Origin of the sequence: Desulfovibrio sp. OH1186_COT-070, from assembly GCF_003860215.1 — a bacterium.
Taxonomy (GTDB): domain Bacteria; phylum Desulfobacterota; class Desulfovibrionia; order Desulfovibrionales; family Desulfovibrionaceae; genus Desulfovibrio.
Window position 1 is genome coordinate 85382 of record NZ_RQYH01000008.1, and the last position, 19089, is coordinate 104470.

Sequence of the window (19089 nt, forward strand, 5' to 3'; positions counted from 1 at the left end):
TTGTCCATTGGATCATTTCTTCCACCTTTCTGCGCGAAAGGACGCCCCTTCAGCCAGCTTCGGCGCTTGCTCCCGCTCGCGTTCTGCGGGGTACTTTTCGTTTTTTTGCTCCTGCCGTGTGCCCACGCCGCGCAAAACGCAGGATCGTCCCCTGCCTCCGGGGCAAGAGGCGAGATTGTCAACAAACAGACACTGCGAAGCCGGGTAAACCCCGGAGGCCCGGAAGATTGGCCGGAAGACAAGGGCCTTTCCACCGCCGCTGAAAGCGCACCCTTGGCGCAGGAAAAAGGAAAATCTCCGGCTTCGGGAAGCGCCTCTGACGGTCAGGTCTCTGCGGATGCCAAGACCGGAGATGGCGCTGGCGGTACAGTGGAGGGCAAGGTTTCGGGGAGAGTTGAAGGTTTGCCCGCGCCGCCGCCGGAAAAGGAGGAGCAGCCTTCCGGGGAGCAAGGGGAAAGGCCTGTGGTCTATGTGGACGAACACGGCAATCCCGTGCCCAAACCCGTTGACCCTGCGGCCCTGCTCGAGGATGCAGAACGCCTCATGCGGGAGCGCAAATATGCAGAGGCATTGGCCAGCCTGAGAGAGATCAGGGAACTGCCGTCCATTACGCCCGAGCAGCGTGAAAAAATCCTGTACCACATCAGTGACTGCGTCTGGTTTCAGTATGCGGACAATCCCTTGGCCGGTTTCGAGCCTGTGGTTTCGGCCACCAGCGAAGCCATGAACGCCAACCTGCGTTCGCCGCGTGTGCCCGACGCTTTGCTGCGGCTGGGGCTGGCCAACCTCAGTGTGGGCAATCTGACCGATGCCGGAGGCTACATTGTTGCCCTTTACCGGCGGTATCCGGAATATCCTGGCGTGGCCCAGGGGTTCACCGCACTGGGCAAGGCCCAGTTGGAACACAAGCTGGATGCCCTGGCGGAGCAGTCTTTTTCCATCGTGCTGGACAAATTTCCCGAATCCTCTTCCCTGCAGGAGGCATCCGTCGGGCTGGCCTATGCGCTCAGTAACCAGAAAAAGCATGCCAATGCTCAGATCATTCTCGGCTTTATCAGCAAGCGGTGGCCGCGCTACTACATTGACCAACCATCCTTTCTTTTTTTGCAGGCAGACAATGATCTGGCTTTGGGCAACAACGCAGCGGCTCTTGCCCACTACTGGCTCTATTACAATTTGATCCCCACCCAAAAAGGCAATGACGCCCTGCTGTTCAAAATGGGCGATATGTATTTTCAGCAGGGCAACAAGGTTGCAGCGGATTTTTTGTACGAGCATATCCGGCGTCTTTTCCCCGGAGAACTGCCAGCGGCGCTTGCCGAACTGCGGTTGGCGGAGCAGGGCATATATGTCGCGCCCATCAACTATGACAGCATGAGTCAGGTTTTTGCCCGCGCCGGAACTGTCAACCTGGAAAAGTTGTATACGGATCTTGGCGCCCTGCCCTTTGAGTCTCCAGAACTTGTTCTGACCGGACTCAAAAAAGCCATGTGGCTGTATTGGAACAGAGAATATGCGCAGGCTATGGGCAAGGCTGCGGATTTTATCGACGCCTGGCCGGAAAATTCTCAGGTTCCCCAAGCGCGTGACCTGATCTGGGCAGCCTTTCAGAAAGAGCTGACCAACTCTCTGTCGGAAAAAAATTACGGGCGTATCCTTCTTCTCTGGAACGGCTTTCCCCTTGTCAGAGAAAGATACGGCGCAGTTGATCCGCAGATGCGTTTTGCTCTGTCCAAGGGGATGCTGGAAGCCGGTCAGACTGAAAATGCTCTGGAGATGCTGGCGGAATTTCTGAAGTCGCCCATGGATCCGCAGTACGGCGAAGCGGCATTCACCGAGTTTTTCTTTCGTTACCTTCAGGCCGGAGCTTGGGACAAAATTCTGGACCTGGCCGATATGGTGTCCTCCTGGCCCCTCGCAACTCCGTTGCGTACCCAGTTGGACTACGCCATGGCGCTTTCCGCGCAAAATCTCAATCTTGCCGGGCCTGCCCTGGACATGTGGCGAAAGCTGTCCCAAAAGGATGACATTCCGCTGTATCAGAGGGCGTACGCCACCTATTTTCTGGCGCAGGATGCCGAGCAACGCAAGGACATCAGCGCCGCTTACGACCTGAACCGTGGCGTTGTGGACCTTTTCAGCCGCCTGCGCGACGAACGTTCGGACAAATCTGATCCGCAGCGCATACAGGATGCCGTGCTTTCGCTCATGGACATTTGCGAGGTGGGCAACCGCATCCCGGAAGCCTTGGAGTGGCTGGAAAAATATAGTGCCTTTGTGTCGCGAGAATCGCAGGAATATCCCGGACTGCGTTTTCGTGAGGCTCGCCTGTACCGCAAGCTGGGCGATGCCGTGCGGGCGCAGGCCCTGCTTGAGGATATTGTGCGCAATTACGGGGATTCTCCCTTTGCGGGAGCCGCTGCCGCTGAACTGCGCACTTTTGAAGTTTCGCGCGATTTGCGGGATTTTTTGCCCGGTGGAGCGCGGCAGGGTGCTCAGGGGGCACCGCCGTCCGCCGCGCCGCAGGAGCCGCAGCCGTCGGCTCCGTAAAGCGTATTTCTGACGGTGTGGAATTGCCGGAGATGTGCCGTATTTTCGACAGGGGGGCGACAGGTGTTTCTTGCAAAGATCAGACTTTTGGGAGCAGTGATGATTCTGACCGTATGCGCGTCCGGCTGCTCTGCTTCCCTGCAACGGGGCCTGCTTGACGGGGGGTGTCTTTCCTCCGCCAGGCCTGCCATCTACATGAAAGCCTCTCTGCCCCTGCTCAGCGGCGGCAAGGGAAGGGCAAGTTTGTCACAGACGGGAGTCATGGGGGGGCTGCCTGTGGATGTCTGGCTGGCGGTTTACGGAGTGGACGGAGAGAAAAAAAACTTGGCTGTGGCGGCGTTGGCGGAACTTCCCGAACCTTGGTACTGGGATAGTGACGGGCGGCGAAGCGGCTGTCTGGACGAAGGAGTGGAGATTTTTGGTGATGTGGCCTATCAGGCATGCACTTTCCTTGTGGAAAACGCCAAAGATCCTTTTGCGGCCCTGGTTAGATCTGCAGAAGATGGCAGCAGGCCTCTGCGGTGGATCGCGCGCGGCTTTGTTGCCCGCTTCAACCACAATGCCAGCAAGGTGCTGCTGGAATATCGCGAAGCCTTGCCATTGGCTGCCAAGGACGATTCCGTCCCGGACAGGGAGTACCTCCGCGCCTTTGCGGCGCGGGCACGCGAAATTTTTCTTGTGACATCGCCCCCGGCCTCTGCTGGAAAGGTTATGGAAACTCCGGCACGGAACATCCGGTGGCAGTATCTGGACTCTTCGTTTTTGGGCACAGTGTCCCGCTACGACATTTTGCCGGGCAGGTAACGCATTGCAGTTCTGGAGATACCTGCCACAGTATTTTTGAAAAATTCTGTTCTGTGCATTGACGCAGCAGTACGGGCTGTGTATATTTTTCCTTGTGAACCGAACTGCGCTTCTCGCCGTCATTTTCAGGTGTCGGTATTTTGTTGCAGTCGGGCAGCACCTTCTGCATGATTCGGAACATGTTGCCGGTGTCCCGTACAGGAGCACCCTTGCAACAGATTTTCTGCAAACGTGCAGCGGAGTTCTTGGTTTCCGGGCCTGTGGTTCCGGGATGCTTTTATGTATTTAGCGGTTTTTCACGCCGTGCGCCTCAGCGCAGGCACGTTCGGAGATGATGCTGTCAGGCTATTTTTCCGAAACGGATTGTTCCGGGTTTCTCCGGAGTGTTTGCAGCACTTTGTACAGCCAATAATTGAGGTCAGGTATGGACGATTATTTGAAAGAAGCACTGGAAATCACCAAGGCGCAGGCTGGAGTCCGCGTCATGAGTGAAGAGGAAATCGCCTCCTTTATTCAAAAGGTATCCGTGAGCATTCGCACCATTGCCGAGGACGATGGGCCTGTGGAAATGGACAGCGTTGAAATAGTTCAGGAGGCCCGCCGTTCCGTCAAAGAGAAATCCGTCACCTGTTTGGAATGCGGCAAAAGCTTCAAAATTCTGACAAAGCGGCACTTGGCCAGCCACGGCATGAGCACGGCGGCGTATCGTGAAAAGTGGGGATTCAAAAAGGATGCCCCCCTGGTGTGCAAAGCCCTGCAACGTGAGCGGCGCAAAAAAATGAAAGACATGAAGCTTTGGGAAAAACGTCGTAAAGCCCAGTAACGCATTTTTCAGGCCCCTTCCGGAGACGTTTTTTCGGAGAGGCCTGAAAAATTTTCCGCATACGGAAAGCATGTGTGCTGTTGCCCCATGACGCATAAAGCGGAGCCACCGACATTTTTCTGCAAACTCCGCTTTCGGACTATTCATGTCGCCTTTTTCTCCTGTCCGTACGCCGCATGAGGCGGCTTTTCTGCTGGAATTGTCGCAGGAAGAGCTTTTCGCCCGCGCCGAGGTGCTGCGCGAAGCCGCTTTTGGGCGCAAGGTCACGCTTTGCTCCATCATCAATGCTCGCAGCGGCAACTGCTCCATGGACTGCCGTTTCTGCTCCCAAAGCGGGCACAACCGGACAAATATAGAAACCTTTGTCCTGTTGCCCGATGCAGAGTTGCGGGCGCGCATCCTGCATCTGGCAACGCTGCCTGTGTCCCGTATCGGTATTGTGACCAGCGGGGCGGCCCTGAACACGGACGAGCAAGAGCGCCTGCGTACCCTTGTTGCCGGGTTGCCGCAAAACGTGCGCAGCCGGATTTGCGCCTCACTGGGCAGACTGACGGCGGACAGTCTGAGGCAGATGGGGGCATCGGGTCTGACGCGATACCATCACAATCTGGAAAGCTCCCGGGGCTTTTACCCCTCTGTCTGCACCACGCAAACCTGGGACCAGCGAAAAAAAACTGTTGAGCGCGCGCAGCAGGCCGGTTTGGAAGTTTGTTGTGGCGGTCTGTTTGGTCTTGGCGAAACGTGGGAACACCGCATTGACTTTGCCTTTGCGCTGAAAAAAATGGATATTGCCCAGGTTCCCCTGAATTTTTTGTATCCCCACCCGGAAACACCTCTGGCAGATATGCCTCCGCTGGATGCCGGGGAAGCATTGCGCATCATTGCTGTGTTCCGTCATATTTTGCCCCGTGCCACGTTGCGTGTCTGCGGAGGGCGGCCACTGGTTCTGAGGGGAAGGCAGCAGGAAATTTTTCGCGCTGGTGCCAATGCCCTGATGACCGGAGATTATCTCACGACCCAAGGGCAGAGTCTGGTCCATGATCTGGAAATGATCGCCTCGCTGGGGTTGGAGGTTGAAAGTGGTCTTCCGTTCTGATCAGCTTGTCGTCCGGGGAATTTTTGTGGCCGGATCCGGGACGGGAGTGGGAAAGACTGTGTGTACGGCGGCTCTGTTGCGTGCCCTGCGTCTGGTGGGCATGGCTGCGCAGGCTGTGAAACCGGTGCAGACCGGGGTTATCCCCGGAGATGGGGCGGTGTTGGCCGATACGGCAGTCTGTGATGCGGCAGTGGCAGACCTGCCGCCCCACGATTTACCCACGGCAGCTATGCTGCACTGTTTTGCTCTGCCTGCATCGCCGCATCTGGCGGCGGAACGGGAAGGGGTGAGTCTTGGTTGTGACAGGCTCTGTGCTGACGTGCGCGCGCATTGTCACGGCAGCAGGGCGGATTTTCTGTTGCTGGAAGGAGCAGGGGGAGTGCGTGTTCCCCTCAACCAGCATGAGGATATGCTGGATTTCATGGCTCGGCTGGGCCTGCCTGTATTGCTGGTGGGCGACAATTGCCTGGGAGGGTTGAACCACATCCTGCTTTCGTTGGATGCCCTGCGCGGACGCGGCCTTTTTTTGTGTGGGCTTGCCCTTGTTCCCACAGCCGACCCCTCTGCAGGCTGCCCCGGCGTGGACGTTCCTGCACTGCTTGCGGACAATGCCGCCGTACTGCGCTGCCGTTTGCAGCAGGAAGGATGGAATGCACCTCTGGTAGAAGTTCCACGTGTGCCTGCCCTGAATGCGGCTGCCTGGCAACGCCTGGCGGAGGTGTTCGCCCCGCTGGCGCACCGTATGGTGTCCGGTGCCGGGGAAAGTCGTTCGGAACAGCAGAAATTGCTGCCGCGTGACCGTCGCGTGCTGTGGCATCCTTACGCCTCGGTTACCGAGCCGCCTCCACTCCATGTTGCGGAAAGGACGTTTTCCAACCGTATCCGGCTTGCGGACGGGCGGGATCTGGTGGACGGCATGTCATCCTGGTGGGCCGCTGTGCACGGATATAACCATCCCCGCCTGCTGGCAGCCCTGCGGGAGCAGGCCGGACGCATGCCCCATGTGATGTTTGGCGGCCTGACACACGAGCCTGCGGTATGTCTGGCCGAACGCCTGCTTGCACTCATGCCGGCGGGTCTGGAGCGGATTTTTTTTGCCGACTCCGGCTCTGTGGCTGTGGAAATTGCCCTCAAAATGGCCCTGCAATACCAGCACGCACAGGGTGAAAAGCGGCGTACGCGCTTTCTCGCTCCGCTGGGAGGCTACCACGGGGATACGTTTGGGGCCATGTCCGTCTGCGATCCGATAACGGGCATGCACAGCCTGTTTTCGGGCATGCTGCCCCGGCAGATTTTTGTGGAACGCCCCTCCTGCCGGTTTGATCATCCCTTTGATCCAGGCAGTCTGGATGCGGTGCGCACGGTTCTGCGTGAACGCAGAGAGGAAATCGCGGCGGTCATTCTGGAACCGGTGGTGCAGGGCGCGGGCGGCATGTGGTTTTATCATCCCGGTTATGTGCGGGAATTGTCCCGTCTTTGCCGCGAAACCGGAGTCTTGCTCATCCTTGATGAAATTGCCACCGGCTTCGGGCGCACGGGCAAGATGTTTGCCGCCTTCTGGGCCGATGTACAGCCGGACATTCTTTGCTGTGGCAAGGCACTCACGGGCGGCATGCTGACGCTTGCGGCAACCGCCTGCACGGAGCGGGTTGCCAACGGAATCTGCTCTGAAGGTGGGGTATTCATGCACGGCCCCACATATATGGCCAATGCTCTGGCCTGTGCTGTGGCCGGAGCCAGCCTGGATATTCTGGAAAAAGAAGACTGGTGCGGACGCGTGGCCACTTTGGAACAAGGGCTGCGTGGAGGGCTTGCAGCATGTGCGAATTTGCCCGGCGTGCGGGATGTACGCGTTCTGGGGGGCATCGGCGTTGTGGAAATGAGTGAGCCCGTCAATACCGCCTCCCTGCAAAAATTTTTTGTCAGCAGGGGGGTCTGGCTGCGTCCCTTCCAGCGGCTTGTCTATCTGATGCCGCCCTATATCACGCCAGCCTCCGATGTAGAGCGGCTTTGTAAAGCTGTCCATGATGCCGTGTTGTCCGGAGCACATCTGCCATGATATTTTTTTTCGTTTGCCTGGGATTTTTGTTTCTGGCCTGGAGGGTTGCCCGCAAGGGCATCGGGCCGGAGGAGTATTTCGTCAATGGCCGTCGCGGTTCGGCATGTGCCACCGCCCTGTCTGTCATGGCGTCCTGTGTGGGAGGGTCAGCAACGCTGGGCATGGCGGGTCTGGCATGGCAGGTGGGAACTCCGGCATTCTGGTGGCTGGGGTCCGGTGCTGCGGGGCTGCTTGTGTTGAGCTTTTTTCTGGCCCGCAAGGTGAGAGAGAGCGGGGCCATGACCATGCCGGAAATGCTGGACACCTGTCTGGGCGCTCCCTGCCGTCCGTTGGCCTCCATTATTATTGTGGTTGCCTGGATGGCTATCTTGGCCGCACAGTTCAGCGCCCTGGCCGCCATTATTTCCCCATTGACGGGCCTGAGCCACACCGCTTCGCTGTTTGTGGGGGCTGTGATCCTGGTTGCCTATACCCTGATTGGCGGACAGGCCGCCGTGATGCGGAGTGATGTCTGGCAGTTCGCTGTTCTGTCTCTGGCTCTGGCGGTGGCGTTGGCATTTGCGGTTGGCGCGGGCGGAGGAGAAGCTCTGGCGCAGGTGCGCCTGGAAGTGGTTAATGCAGATTTTCCCGCTTCACGGCTGGCCTATTATTTGTGCATTCTGGGGGGAAGCTATGTTGTCTGCCCCATGCTTTTCGGGCGCTTTTTGAGCAGCCGCGATGCTGATACCGCTATGCGCGGCGGACTTTGGGCTGTGGTGGGGCTGGTATGCACTGCGGTGGTCATTGTTGCTTTGGGTATCGCCTGCCGCGGCCTTGTTTCCCCCGATACGCCGCCGGAACAGGTATTGAGCACGGCCTTTCTGACGCATCTGCCTCCCTGGGCCTCCACACTGCTTTTGCTGGGCATTTTTTGTGCTGTCATTTCTTCCGCCGACTCCTGCCTGATCACTGCCGCCTCGGTATGCAGCAACGATATTCTGCGCCGACCTTCGGTTGCCGTCTGCCGCTGGTGCATGGTTTTTTTCGGGGGGGCCGCGCTGCTTTTGTCTCTGTCCGGCAAGGGCATTTTATCCCTTCTGCTTCTGGCCAACGATATTTATGTGTGCGGTGTGGTGGTGCCGGTTTTTGTGGGCATGCTGTTTGCCGGGAGGGCGCATTTTGCGCCGTGGGGCATGGCGGCGGTCATGGCGGCAGGCGGTACAACAGGCTTTTTCGCCGGGTTGATGGAAAATCCTTCTTTGAGTTTTGTCGGCCTGGGCTTTTCTCTTTTGGGAAGCATGGTTGCGGCCCGGCCTGTCCACCACAAAATTTTTTCCTGTCTCTTCTTTTCCCGGCGGTGACGGCTCCTCTCTTGTTGGACTCCCGAAAAAGAGCTGTGTTTGCTTTGGGAAGCGGTCTTGCTTGGGGGGAGCTATGCCGAAGGAGGCGGGGGTAGCGGCAGGCCGCGAAAAATGAGGCGTGTGGCTGCTGCGTCAGCCATTTCAGCCATATCCATAATCTTTTCCAGCAAGGCCAGCAGATAGTGACGGTCATTTTCGCATCCGTCACGAAAGTCTTTTTCCAGATCACCGGAAAGGATGTATCGTTCCAGTTCTTCCAAGTCTTGCAGTGTCAGCATGCGGTGTCCTTTGTCAGGGCTTTCAGGCAGCGTTCTGTAAGGAGGCGGGCCATGTTTTCAATGTCGGCAATTTCCTGCCTGCCGATGCGGTCATAGTGGATCCCAACACTCACGCAGACCGCACAGCCAAGAACATTGGCCATGCGGCTGGCCATGCCCTGGGCCAGGGCATCTTCCCTGTGCCCCGGCAGGAGGAGCAAGCGTGTCCGGGAAGCATCTTCCCCCGGAATACCCAGGGCCACAGCGCCAATATGCGCATCCCCCCCGGAAAGAAGCACCTGTATGTCGCGGCCCTGACGCAACACACGCAGGGCAAGGGTGAGGCGGCCATGAGTCTGTGTCCAGCGCACGCAACAGTCCTTTTCTTTGGGGCAGTGGGTTCTTCTTTCAAAAATATCCCATGCTGTTGCGGGGTGCAAGGCACATGCTTGACTGTTATGCGCACAGGCGCATAAGCTTGCGTCCTGCACCTTTTTCTGAAGAATTATCCACGTACGCGGAGAAAACATGAGCCTTGACCCCACACGTCATCCCGACTGGCAGATTGCCTTGGACGCGGAAACGCGCATGAAACCCTTTGCGGCACTGGCTGAGGAAATGGGGCTTGAGCCGGATGAGGTGCTGCCCTACGGGCGGCATATGGGCAAAATTGAGCAGCAGAATGTTTTGCGCCGCCTGTCCAACCGCCCTGGCGGGAAATATGTGGATGTGACCGCCATCACGCCCACTCCGCTGGGAGAAGGCAAATCCACAACAACTATTGGTCTGGTGCAGGGGCTGGCACGCCGGGGGCAGCGTTCTTCGGCGGCCATACGCCAGCCTTCGGGCGGCCCGACCATGGGCATGAAAGGGTCCGCAGCCGGCGGCGGACTTTCGCAGTGTATTCCCCTGACTCCCTATTCTCTCAACTTTACAGGGGATATCCATGCCGTGGGCGCGGCCCATAACCTGGCCATGACTGCCCTGACGGCCCGTATGCAACACGAGCGCAATTATGACGATGCCACGCTGCAAAGGCTCTCGGGAATGCGCCGTCTGCACATTGACCCCACCCAAGTGCGCACGGGCTGGGTTCTGGATTTCTGCGCCCAGACCTTGCGCAATGTGCTCATAGGCATCGAAGGGGACGGACGCCGCAATGACGGCTTCATGATGCGCTCACATTTTCATATCACGGTGGCCTCGGAGGTCATGTCCATCCTTTCGGTGGCCCGTGACCTGCGCGATTTGCGGCAGCGTATGGGGCGCATGGTGCTGGCCATGGATCGCGACGGAAAGCCCGTGACAACCGCTGACCTTGAAGTGGACGGAGCCATGACCGCCTGGCTTGTGGAAGCGCTCAAGCCCAATCTTATCCAGACCATCGAAGGCCAGCCTGTGCTGGTGCATACCGGGCCGTTTGGCAACATCGCCCTGGGGCAGAGTTCTGTCATTGCCGACAGGGTGGGGCTGAAGCTCAGCGATATTCATGTGACGGAGTCGGGTTTCGCCGCAGAAATGGGGTACGAAAAATTCTGGAATCTCAAGTGCCGGTACAGCGGGCTTGCGCCGGATGCCGCAGTCATCGTGGCTACCGTGCGCGCGCTCAAGCACCACGGGGGCGCACCCCAACCCCGTCCGGGCCAACCTTTGCCCGAAGCCTATTTGTGCGAAGATGTGGGCCTGGTGGAAGCAGGCTGCGTCAACCTTTTGCATCATATCGGCATTGTGCGTCGCTCTGGTGTGCCGTCAGTGGTTTGCATCAACAGGTTCCATACGGACAAACCTGCGGAAATAGCAGCCATCCGACATATTTGCGAAAAGGCCGGGGCCAGGGTGGCTGTATCTGAACACTGGGAAAAGGGCGGTGAAGGCGCTCTGGAACTGGCGGACGCTGTGTTGGACGCCTGCGCTGACGACAGAAGAAAGTTCCGCCCTCTGTACGACTGGAGCTTGCCCCTTGCCGAGCGCATTGTTTGCATTGCCCGTGAGGTTTATGGTGCCGACGGCGTGGATTTTGAGCCTCTGGCTGCCCAACGCCTGAAAACATTTCAGGAAAGGCCGGATGCGGACGAACTGGGGGTATGCATGGTCAAAACGCAATACTCCCTGTCTGATGACCCCGGACGCAAAGGGGTTCCCTCGTCTTGGCGGTTGCATGTGCGCGATGTCCTGCTTTTTGGCGGGGCAGGTCTGGTGGCCCCGGTGGCCGGGGACATCAGCCTCATGCCAGGAACCGGCTCCCGCCCGTCCTTCCGGAACATTGATGTGGACGTGGAAAGCGGACGGGTCACAGGACTGTTCTGACCCCAGCGGGCCTTTTCCCGCTTCCCGTCTCTCTTTTTTCAGGCCAGTTCGCGTGCGACGATGGCCGCCAGTTCTTCTGCGTATTCCTGAACCTTGTCCGGGTGTTCGCCTTCAACCATCACGCGGCAAAGGGATTCTGTGCCGGAATAACGCAGCAGGACGCGCCCACGACCGGCCAGTGCGGCTTCCACTTTCTGCACTGCATCGCCGATGGCCGGACGCTCTTCAAAGGGAAGACGATTTTTGATGCGAACATTGATGAGCTTTTGTGGAAAGGGTATGAGAAGGCCTGCCAGTTCGGAAAGAGGTTTTTCTTTTTCACACATGATCTTCAGTACCTGCAAGGCCGCAAGCAGGCCATCGCCTGTGGTGCTGTACTGGTGAAAAACGAGATGCCCGGACTGCTCGCCTCCCAGCATGGCCCCTTCGCGCCGCATGGCCTCCATGACGTATCTGTCGCCCACCTTGGTGCGCAAAAGAACGCCACCGTGCTCCTGCATGAAAATTTCCAGCGCCATATTGCTCATGGCTGTTGCTACCAATATGTTTCCCGGCAGTTCTCCCCGTGCCATCAAGGCTTGCGCACACATGGCCATGAGCTGGTCGCCGTCCAGAATTGTTCCGCGTTCGTCCACCATGACGAGCCTGTCGGCATCTCCGTCCAGAGCCAGTCCCACATCCGCGCGAACTTCACGCACTTTGGCGGCAACAACCTCCGGATACAGTGAGCCGCAGTGCTCATTGATATTGGTTCCGTCGGGGGATGTGCCTATACGAAAGACCTCCGCCCCCAACTCCTCAAGAGCCAGAGGCGCGACCTTGTAGCTGGCTCCGTTGCCGCAGTCCACAACGATGCGCAGGCCCGCCAGCGTCAGGTGGGCGGGGAAAGAGCTTTTTGTATAGACAATATAGCGGCCGCCAGCGTCTTCGATCTTGGTGGCGCGCCCCACATGCCGTGCGTCGGGATAGGGCCAGGAAAAGTCCCTGTCCAGAACCATGGCGGATATTTCGTCTTCCGTTTCATCGGGCAACTTGTAGCCGTTGGCATCAAAAAATTTGATTCCGTTGTCATCAAAGGGGTTGTGAGAGGCCGAAATGACCACCCCGAGATCGGCGCGCATGTTGCGCGTCAGAAAGGAGATGGCGGGCGTTGGCAGAGGTCCGGTCATGATGACGTGCATGCCTGCAGCGCACAGGCCTGCGGTCAGGGCTGATTCGAACATGTATCCGGAAAGGCGGGTGTCCTTGCCGATGACCACACGGTGCTGGTGCTGCCCGCGCCGAAAACGGACGCCCGCCGCCAGCCCGAGACGCAAGACCATGCCGGCGGTCATGGGCGAGTTGTTGACTTTGCCGCGCAGTCCGTCTGTGCCGAAAAGACGATCAGCCATGAGAAGCTCCTTGCCAGTGCGTTGCCGATACGGGGAAAACCCCGGGTCGGAGCTGAAAAAAGAGAGTCAGTCCGCCTTCCCCTGCGGCAGGGGAGTTTTTTGTGTCACCTTTACTTCTTTCAGCGTCGGGTTAAGAAGAGTCATGCCTTCCGGCAGCCTGAAGCGGAGGGGGGCGTTCCGGCTTTCACCCGGCTGAAGAGGCGGAGGCACAATGCTGATTTCCAACTGCCCAAGATAGCGGGCGTTGGTGGCCAGAGCATCGGGCACTTCCACCAGGACAGTGATCTCTTCGGGAGTGACCGCATAGAGACGGCGTTCTTCTGTGGAAATTTCAATTTTGCAGCGCCGTGACACAACAGTCCGTCCGCTGGTGATGGTGTACTGCACCTTGACCGATGCAGGGATGGGAGTGACCAGACTGGGAGTGTCCAGGGGAATCGTCTGGTTCATGATTGTTCCGGCAGACTTGGGATCCAGCATGATGGTCAGGGGAATACTGGAAATTTCCGCTATGGCGGATTCCGGCCCGCGCAGCAATACCGTGTCCGGTGTTACGCTGACGTTTTCCACGGCAAGGGCTCCGGTGCGCAGGGGAGACTCCACCTTGGCGCGTACGGGAACCGTGCGCTCCAGCAGAGTATCCGCCTTGATGACAAGGCGGGGCGGCTGCACATCAACGAGCTCGAAAGCGCGGAGGGCAGGTCCCAGCGCTTCGCCCGTAAGGGGCACGGATGTTGTGCCCTTTTTGATATGGGAGAGGTTGACAGCCTGGATCAGCTTGCGTTGCGTCATGGAGCGCAACAGTGTTTCCGGCCCTCGCAGCCGGATGACGACCTTGTTGACAAGGCCGTCAGTGATAACGAGATCTCCGGGGATACCATAGTAGTCGAGACTGACATCAAGCTGCGCTTCCAGCCTGTCCCGCACACTGACCACGTACCACATGCCAACGGCAATGCATACGGACAGGAGCAGGGAGAACAGGTGCGGAGCCTTGGAGGAAAAATCAGAGGATTTCATTGAGAACCTGCTGCAGGCGCGCCGCATCAAGCGATCGCATGAGTTCACCTTTGATGGCCAGGGAGATTTCTCCTCTTTCTTCGGAGACGACAACAGCGACCGCATCGGATTCCTTGGTGATTCCGAGAGCGGCACGGTGGCGTGTTCCGAAGCTTTGCCCTTTTGCCACAGCCAGAGGCAGGATACAGGCCGCAGCTGTGATCTTGCCGCGACTGATAACCACGGCGCCATCGTGCAGAGGCGCCTTAGGATAAAAAATGTTCATCAGCAGTTGTTGGGAGAGGCGGGCATCAATCTGAACTCCCTCCCGTTTTATCATGTCGCCAAGGCGGATGCTCCGCTCCATGACAATGATGGCGCCAATGCGCAGACGCGCCATCTCCACACAGGCATTCACGACTTCTTCCACGCCTCCCTGGGTCAGCCCCCTTTTTCGGAACAGGCGCTTTGCGCCCATATTGCCCAGTGCCTGCCGGATATCGGACTGAAAGATCACCACAATGACCAGAAATAGGGAACTGAAGATATGCTGCAAGAGCCAGGAAAGGGTATACAGGCCCATGCCGCGCGCGAAAAAATAGAGCAGGGTCAGCAGGCCAAGGCCCGTCAACACAGCCAGCGCACGTGACCCCCGCAACAGCTGGATAACCTGGTAGAGGAGGACGCTGACAATGGCGATATCCAGAGCGTCCCGCCAGTCCAGAAAAATATGGTCAAACACAGTGAGCATCCTTGATATGCACCTGTAACAGGTTCAAGAAATCATCGTTGCAAAGTGCAATGCAGATTTTGGGCCAATAGCAGGGATTGCATGGCTTCCGCCACATGGTGCACACGATGCCAGAAAACGCCCTTTGCCCACAACAGTGCTGTGGCCACTGCGGTGGGGAGCGCCCGCGCGGCAGGCGGGAGGCCCAGCAAACCGCCAAAAACGGACTTCATGGAGAGTGCCATGAGCACAGGCCGCCCGAAACCTTTCCAGTCCTCCGGGTGTTGCAGCAGTTCAAGGTTGTGTTCCAGCGTTTTGCCAAAGCCGATGCCGGGATCCAGAACAATGCGGTTTTCCGGGAGTCCTGCCCGAACAAGCCGGGCCATTTCGCGCTCAAAAAATGCTGTTACCTCTCTGCGGATATTGGCATAGCGAGGAGCGTCCTGCATGGTTGCAGGCCGTCCCCGACTGTGCATGAGCACATAACCCGGCTTGTACTGGATGAGAACATCCAGGAGGCCAGGATCAAAAGAGCATGCGGAAATATCGTTGACAATGTCAGCACCGGCCTCCAGAGCCGCAGCCGCAGTCTCTGCATGATAGGTATCCACGGAGATCGTTGCGCCCGGTGCCTGCCGCCGGACGCACAAAAGCACGGGCAAAAGACGGGACAACTCTTGGGAAGGGGCAAGCTCTGTGGCTCCCGGACGCGAGGATTCCGCGCCCAGGTCAAGAATGTCCGCCCCCTGATCCAGCAGGCGCCGGGCATGCGCAAGAGCGTGGGCGGCATCGGCATGGATGCCGCCGTCAAAAAACGAGTCCGGCGTAATGTTGACAATGCCCATCACACCAAAGGCGCGGGGCGGCGTTAGCCGCCGCCCTCCTTTTGCATGCCAGGCTGCGCTTTCATGCGTATCCCGCATATTCAGCTTTGATCTTTCGTGTTGTCGGTGTGCGGGGCGTTTTCAGTAGGCCTCTGGGCGGTATCATCCTGTCGCATATCAGGCTCCAGAGCAAATTCATTGTCTCCGTGCCTGGGCACGGGAACCTTCACGGGCTTTCCGTTCTGGTCCAGAGGCGGCAATTCCTTGTTTTGCATGAGCAAGTCAAGGTCTTCGCCCGTAATGGTTTCACGGTCAAGCAGAGCATTGGCAATGCGGTGCAGGATTTCTTCATTGTCCTTCAGCAGGGTACGGCAGCGCTCATGGGCTTCTTCAACAATACGCTTTACTTCGCTGTCCACCAGGCGGGCAGTGTCTTCACTGTAGTTTTTGTTCTGAATCCACTCTCTTCCGATGAACACTTCTTCGCCCGTCTCGCCGATGGCCAGTGTGCCTACGGCCTCACTCATGCCCCACTCACAGACCATTTTGCGGGCCATGCGGGTAACACGCTCAATGTCGTTGGAAGCGCCTGTTGTGATATCCTGAAAAATCAGTTCCTCGGCAACGCGGCCGCCCAACAGAACCACCAGATTGTTGCGCAAATATGTTCGGGAATATCCGTGGCGGTCTTCCTCCGGCAGCTGCATGGTAACACCCAGAGCGCGGCCTCGGGGAATGATGGTCACTTTGTGCACAGGGTCCGTGCCCGGCAAAAGCCGTGTCGCCAGCGCGTGCCCGGCTTCGTGGTATGCGGTGATGCGCTTTTCCTCTTCAGAGAGGATCAGGCTGCGCCGCTCGCGGCCCATGAGCACCTTGTCCTTGGCGTACTCAAAGTCATGCATGTCCAGGCGTTCCTGATTCATTTTGGCGGCCTGCAGGGCAGCTTCATTGACCAGGTTTTCCAGGTCGGCTCCGGAAAATCCGGGAGTTCCACGCGCCAGCACGTCAAGGTCGACATCCCGGGCAAGCGGAGTGCGCTTGGTATGGACTTCAAGAATGCGTTTGCGCCCGCGCAGATCCGGGGTCGGAACCACGACCTGCCGGTCAAAACGGCCTGGCCGCAGCAGGGCGGGATCAAGCACATCAGGGCGGTTGGTGGCGGCAATGAGGATGACGCCTTCATTGCTTTCAAAACCGTCCATTTCCACCAGCAGCTGGTTCAGGGTCTGCTCCCGCTCATCGTGGCCTCCGCCAAGGCCCGCGCCACGCTGGCGGCCAACGGCGTCAATTTCATCAATAAAGATGAGGCAGGGGGCATTTTTTTTTCCTTGAATGAAGAGGTCTCGCACACGGGAGGCACCAACGCCCACAAACATTTCCACAAAATCCGAACCGGAGATGGAAAAAAAGGGGACGCCCGCCTCGCCAGCCACCGCGCGCGCCAGAAGAGTTTTTCCCGTTCCGGGAGGGCCGACAAGCAAAACCCCCTTGGGGATGCGCCCGCCAAGACGGGTAAATTTTTTGGGATTGGACAGAAACTCCACGACTTCCGAAAGTTCATCCTTGGCTTCGTCCACGCCGGCCACGTCTGCAAAGGTCACGCGCGCATTATCCTGATTCAGCATGCGGGCACGCGAGCGGCCGAAGTTCATGGCCTTTCCCCCACCGCTTTGCATCTGGCGCATGAAAAAAATCCAGACGCCCACCAGCAGGAGCATGGGGAACCAGGAAATGAGAAGCGTCATATACCAAGGTTGCTCTTCGGGAGGATCAACCTTGATTTCGACCTTTTTCTCGATGAGTCTCTTGACGAGGTTGATATCTTGGGGGGCATAGGTATGGATATTTTTTCCATCGGCCGATCTCCCCGTCAATGTGTGCCCCTGGATGGTGACGGACATGATTTGCCCGCTGTCCACCTGGGTCAGAAAGTCGGAGTAGGGTACCCGCTGCACGGAGCTTTGCGGCTGCTGGAACGTATTAAAAAGCATCACCATTGCCAGGACAATGACTGCCCACAGCATCAGGTTGCGGCTCATCTGGTTCAACACGGCCTCCGTATTTTTGGTATTCAGAAAGCTGCGCCAACCCTGCGGCAAAAAGCCGGTTCGGTCAGGTGCAGCCAGCGTTTGTATCAGAAATTTCTGTGGATACGGATACTATTTGCAGCCAGCCGCTGTCAAATGACCCGCGGCTGCATCAGCCGCAAAATGCCGACCAAATACACGGCAGGCAAAAGATCGGGGCTGTGTTTTTTCTCCTATGGCGTCAAGGCCGGAGGGGTACGGGGTTGGTCAGGTGCTGCTGGTGCGAAAGGCCGTATCCATTTTGCCAAAATATTTCAGAAATAAGCTCTCGTGCAAAATAGGCAATCCGCGTTCTGCTCTTTTTCCGCCCTGCTTGAAAAGCATCAGCATGCCGCAGGGCTTGCGGACAAGGTATTTTTTGCCTATGTTCTTGTAACGGAGGCGTTTCGTCACCGGTGTGGCGCCCGGTCTTCAAAACCGGTGGCAGGTTTCATCGCCTGCGGTAGGTTCGACCCCTATACGTCTCCGCCAGAGCCCCCCGGATGACTGAAAAAAGCCGCCGAAAAGCGGATTTTTCTGTTTGCCCGCCTGTTATGTTGTTGATATCCGGCATGCGCGAGGACAGAGCAAGCCCTGTATCCCTGAACCACCCACAAGCCCAGTGCACACAATGAAAAAGATTTATCGTTTGGACATCATTGTTGCGGAAGCTGACTTTGATGTGGCGTCAGGTATGCTGGCCTTGAGTGTGCCTTTTGGGTGGGAAGAAGAATCGCTACCCACAGGAGAAACCTGTTTTCATATTCACTGCGAAAACAGGGACTTCCTTCAGGAAATACAGAGCGCGATCCTGAAAAAATTGCCGGAGGTTGTGTGCCGTGAATCCTCACTGTACGAGCAGGACTGGACAGCCGCCTGGAAACAGTTTTTCACCCCGGTATCCTGTGGGCGGCGTTTTGTGGTTTTGCCGCCCTGGTTGGCGGACACACAGGACTTTCCTGACCGCACCTCCATTCTGATTGAACCGAAAAGCGCGTTTGGCACAGGACATCACGCGACCACAGAACTCTGCCTGACGGTCTTGAGCGACCTTCTGGATGCGGGGTGTCTGCACGCGGGGCAGCGCTTTCTGGATGTGGGGACAGGATCGGGGATATTGGGAATCGCCTGCTGCAAAAGCGGCCTGTCCGGAGATGGATGTGATATTGATGCGCTGGCCGTGGAAAATGCCAGAGAAAATTGCCGGTTGAACGGTCTTTCGGATTTTTGCGTTCACAGCGGCAGCATTGAGGCTGTTTCCGGAAAAATGTACGATCTGGTGTTGGCCAACATCCTTTCCCGTCCGCTTGTTGAACTTGCGCAAAGCATCGTGCAAGCCTGCAAGCCCGGAGCCTGCCTGGTGCTTTCCGGACTGCTGGACATACAGGCCGATAAGGTGGAAGCTGCGTATCTGGACCAATGCCTGCCCAAAGCCAGGCGTGTTTTTCTGGGAGAATGGTGCGCTCTGGTCTGGGATGCCCGGTAGCCGTGGCATCGTCTTCTTTTTTGCCCCATAGCACCATATGGATTGCCCCGGATCCGGGGGATCTGTGGTTCTTTCCTGTCCTCTTTGTCACAGGGGCGCTCTTGCAGGTCGCGGCCATACGGCAAAAAAAGAAGGCAGCGCTGATTGCCGGTGCCGCTCTGGTTCTTGGTGCGGCCCTTGTTGACCGCGACCCCGTGCTGGGCATAGGGCAAATTTTTGTTGCTGCCCTATTTTTTGCCGAGATGACATAAAACTGCCGATGTAATCTCCCCATTTGTGGTAGTGCTCAAAAGTAGAGCCTATGCCGCCCGTTTCAGTTTCATGGCCGGGGTGATACCACCGATGCCCATATGGGGC

15 protein-coding genes and 1 tRNA gene are annotated in these 19089 nt (G+C 57.7%); 9 read left to right on the forward strand and 7 right to left on the reverse strand.

What is annotated here, in order from left to right; genetic code table 11:
- Positions 1-105 precede the first annotated feature (105 nt).
- The 6 genes from EII23_RS04745 (at position 106) to EII23_RS04770 (ending at position 8672) form a co-directional block, all read left to right on the forward strand.
- Positions 106-2550 (forward strand): tetratricopeptide repeat protein, encoded by a 2445-nt coding sequence (locus EII23_RS04745; RefSeq protein ID WP_260424599.1) that lies wholly within the window; start codon positions 106-108, stop codon positions 2548-2550.
- A gap of 99 nt (positions 2551-2649) precedes the next feature.
- The gene (locus EII23_RS04750; protein WP_124792238.1) at positions 2650-3354 is read left to right on the forward strand and encodes a DUF4851 domain-containing protein; all 705 of its coding nucleotides are present in this window, start codon (positions 2650-2652) and stop codon (positions 3352-3354) included.
- Between the two features lie 424 nt (positions 3355-3778).
- A complete protein-coding gene (locus tag EII23_RS04755) occupies positions 3779-4177 on the forward strand; it encodes a MucR family transcriptional regulator (RefSeq protein ID WP_124792239.1) in 399 nt (132 codons plus the stop codon).
- Positions 4178-4322: 145 nt separating this feature from the next.
- Positions 4323-5273: a biotin synthase BioB gene (bioB, locus tag EII23_RS04760; RefSeq protein WP_124792240.1), complete on the forward strand. Its 951-nt coding sequence runs from the start codon at positions 4323-4325 to the stop codon at positions 5271-5273.
- The gene (gene bioA, locus EII23_RS04765) at positions 5257-7332 is read left to right on the forward strand and encodes an adenosylmethionine--8-amino-7-oxononanoate transaminase (protein ID WP_260424600.1); all 2076 of its coding nucleotides are present in this window, start codon (positions 5257-5259) and stop codon (positions 7330-7332) included. Before bioB ends, bioA begins: the two co-directional genes overlap by 17 nt.
- Positions 7329-8672: a sodium:solute symporter gene (locus EII23_RS04770; RefSeq protein ID WP_124792241.1), complete on the forward strand. Its 1344-nt coding sequence runs from the start codon at positions 7329-7331 to the stop codon at positions 8670-8672. Before bioA ends, EII23_RS04770 begins: the two co-directional genes overlap by 4 nt.
- Before the next feature lie 71 nt (positions 8673-8743).
- Here the strand turns inward: EII23_RS04770 and EII23_RS04775 are convergent, their stop codons facing one another.
- Together EII23_RS04775 and EII23_RS04780 are read right to left on the reverse strand one after the other, a co-directional pair.
- The gene (locus EII23_RS04775) at positions 8744-8950 is read right to left on the reverse strand and encodes a hypothetical protein (protein WP_124792242.1); all 207 of its coding nucleotides are present in this window, start codon (positions 8948-8950) and stop codon (positions 8744-8746) included.
- Positions 8944-9300: a hypothetical protein gene (locus EII23_RS04780; RefSeq protein WP_124792243.1), complete on the reverse strand. Its 357-nt coding sequence runs from the start codon at positions 9298-9300 to the stop codon at positions 8944-8946. The genes EII23_RS04775 and EII23_RS04780 overlap by 7 nt, the downstream gene beginning before the upstream one ends.
- A 157-nt stretch (positions 9301-9457) precedes the next feature.
- Between EII23_RS04780 and EII23_RS04785 the strand changes: the two genes are divergently transcribed.
- A complete protein-coding gene (locus EII23_RS04785; protein ID WP_124792244.1) occupies positions 9458-11236 on the forward strand; it encodes a formate--tetrahydrofolate ligase in 1779 nt (592 codons plus the stop codon).
- 38 nt (positions 11237-11274) lie between these two features.
- On the opposite strand, the gene glmM is transcribed toward EII23_RS04785, so the two are convergent.
- From glmM to ftsH, 5 genes are all read right to left on the reverse strand, one after another.
- Entirely contained in the window at positions 11275-12627 is a 1353-nt protein-coding gene (gene glmM, locus EII23_RS04790) for a phosphoglucosamine mutase (RefSeq protein WP_124792245.1), read from the reverse strand.
- 66 nt (positions 12628-12693) lie between these two features.
- Positions 12694-13647 (reverse strand): YbbR-like domain-containing protein, encoded by a 954-nt coding sequence (locus tag EII23_RS04795; RefSeq protein WP_124792246.1) that lies wholly within the window; start codon positions 13645-13647, stop codon positions 12694-12696.
- Positions 13634-14377: a diadenylate cyclase CdaA gene (cdaA, locus tag EII23_RS04800; RefSeq protein WP_185702294.1), complete on the reverse strand. Its 744-nt coding sequence runs from the start codon at positions 14375-14377 to the stop codon at positions 13634-13636. Before cdaA ends, EII23_RS04795 begins: the two co-directional genes overlap by 14 nt.
- Before the next feature lie 32 nt (positions 14378-14409).
- Positions 14410-15279, reverse strand: coding sequence for a dihydropteroate synthase (gene folP / locus EII23_RS04805; protein WP_260424601.1), 870 nt, complete (start codon positions 15277-15279; stop codon positions 14410-14412).
- 2 nt (positions 15280-15281) lie between these two features.
- Positions 15282-17228: an ATP-dependent zinc metalloprotease FtsH gene (gene ftsH / locus EII23_RS04810; protein WP_311768153.1), complete on the reverse strand. Its 1947-nt coding sequence runs from the start codon at positions 17226-17228 to the stop codon at positions 15282-15284.
- A gap of 416 nt (positions 17229-17644) precedes the next feature.
- Between ftsH and EII23_RS04815 the strand changes: the two genes are divergently transcribed.
- Positions 17645-17738, forward strand: a tRNA-Sec gene (locus EII23_RS04815).
- A gap of 139 nt (positions 17739-17877) precedes the next feature.
- Positions 17878-18732: a 50S ribosomal protein L11 methyltransferase gene (locus tag EII23_RS04820; protein WP_124792248.1), complete on the forward strand. Its 855-nt coding sequence runs from the start codon at positions 17878-17880 to the stop codon at positions 18730-18732.
- Positions 18733-19089: the final 357 nt, after the last annotated feature.

Coding starts and splice junctions, on each gene's coding strand:
- glmM (WP_124792245.1), bottom strand. CDS start 12,627: ATGGCTGATCGTCTTTTCGGCACAGACGGACTGCGCGGCAAAGTCAAC.
- EII23_RS04795 (WP_124792246.1), bottom strand. CDS start 13,647: ATGAAATCCTCTGATTTTTCCTCCAAGGCTCCGCACCTGTTCTCCCTG.
- folP (WP_260424601.1), bottom strand. CDS start 15,279: ATGCGGGATACGCATGAAAGCGCAGCCTGGCATGCAAAAGGAGGGCGG.
- EII23_RS04775 (WP_124792242.1), bottom strand. CDS start 8,950: ATGCTGACACTGCAAGACTTGGAAGAACTGGAACGATACATCCTTTCC.
- EII23_RS04785 (WP_124792244.1), top strand. CDS start 9,458: ATGAGCCTTGACCCCACACGTCATCCCGACTGGCAGATTGCCTTGGAC.
- EII23_RS04770 (WP_124792241.1), top strand. CDS start 7,329: ATGATATTTTTTTTCGTTTGCCTGGGATTTTTGTTTCTGGCCTGGAGG.
- bioB (WP_124792240.1), top strand. CDS start 4,323: ATGTCGCCTTTTTCTCCTGTCCGTACGCCGCATGAGGCGGCTTTTCTG.
- EII23_RS04750 (WP_124792238.1), top strand. CDS start 2,650: ATGATTCTGACCGTATGCGCGTCCGGCTGCTCTGCTTCCCTGCAACGG.
- cdaA (WP_185702294.1), bottom strand. CDS start 14,377: ATGCTCACTGTGTTTGACCATATTTTTCTGGACTGGCGGGACGCTCTG.
- EII23_RS04755 (WP_124792239.1), top strand. CDS start 3,779: ATGGACGATTATTTGAAAGAAGCACTGGAAATCACCAAGGCGCAGGCT.
- EII23_RS04820 (WP_124792248.1), top strand. CDS start 17,878: ATGAAAAAGATTTATCGTTTGGACATCATTGTTGCGGAAGCTGACTTT.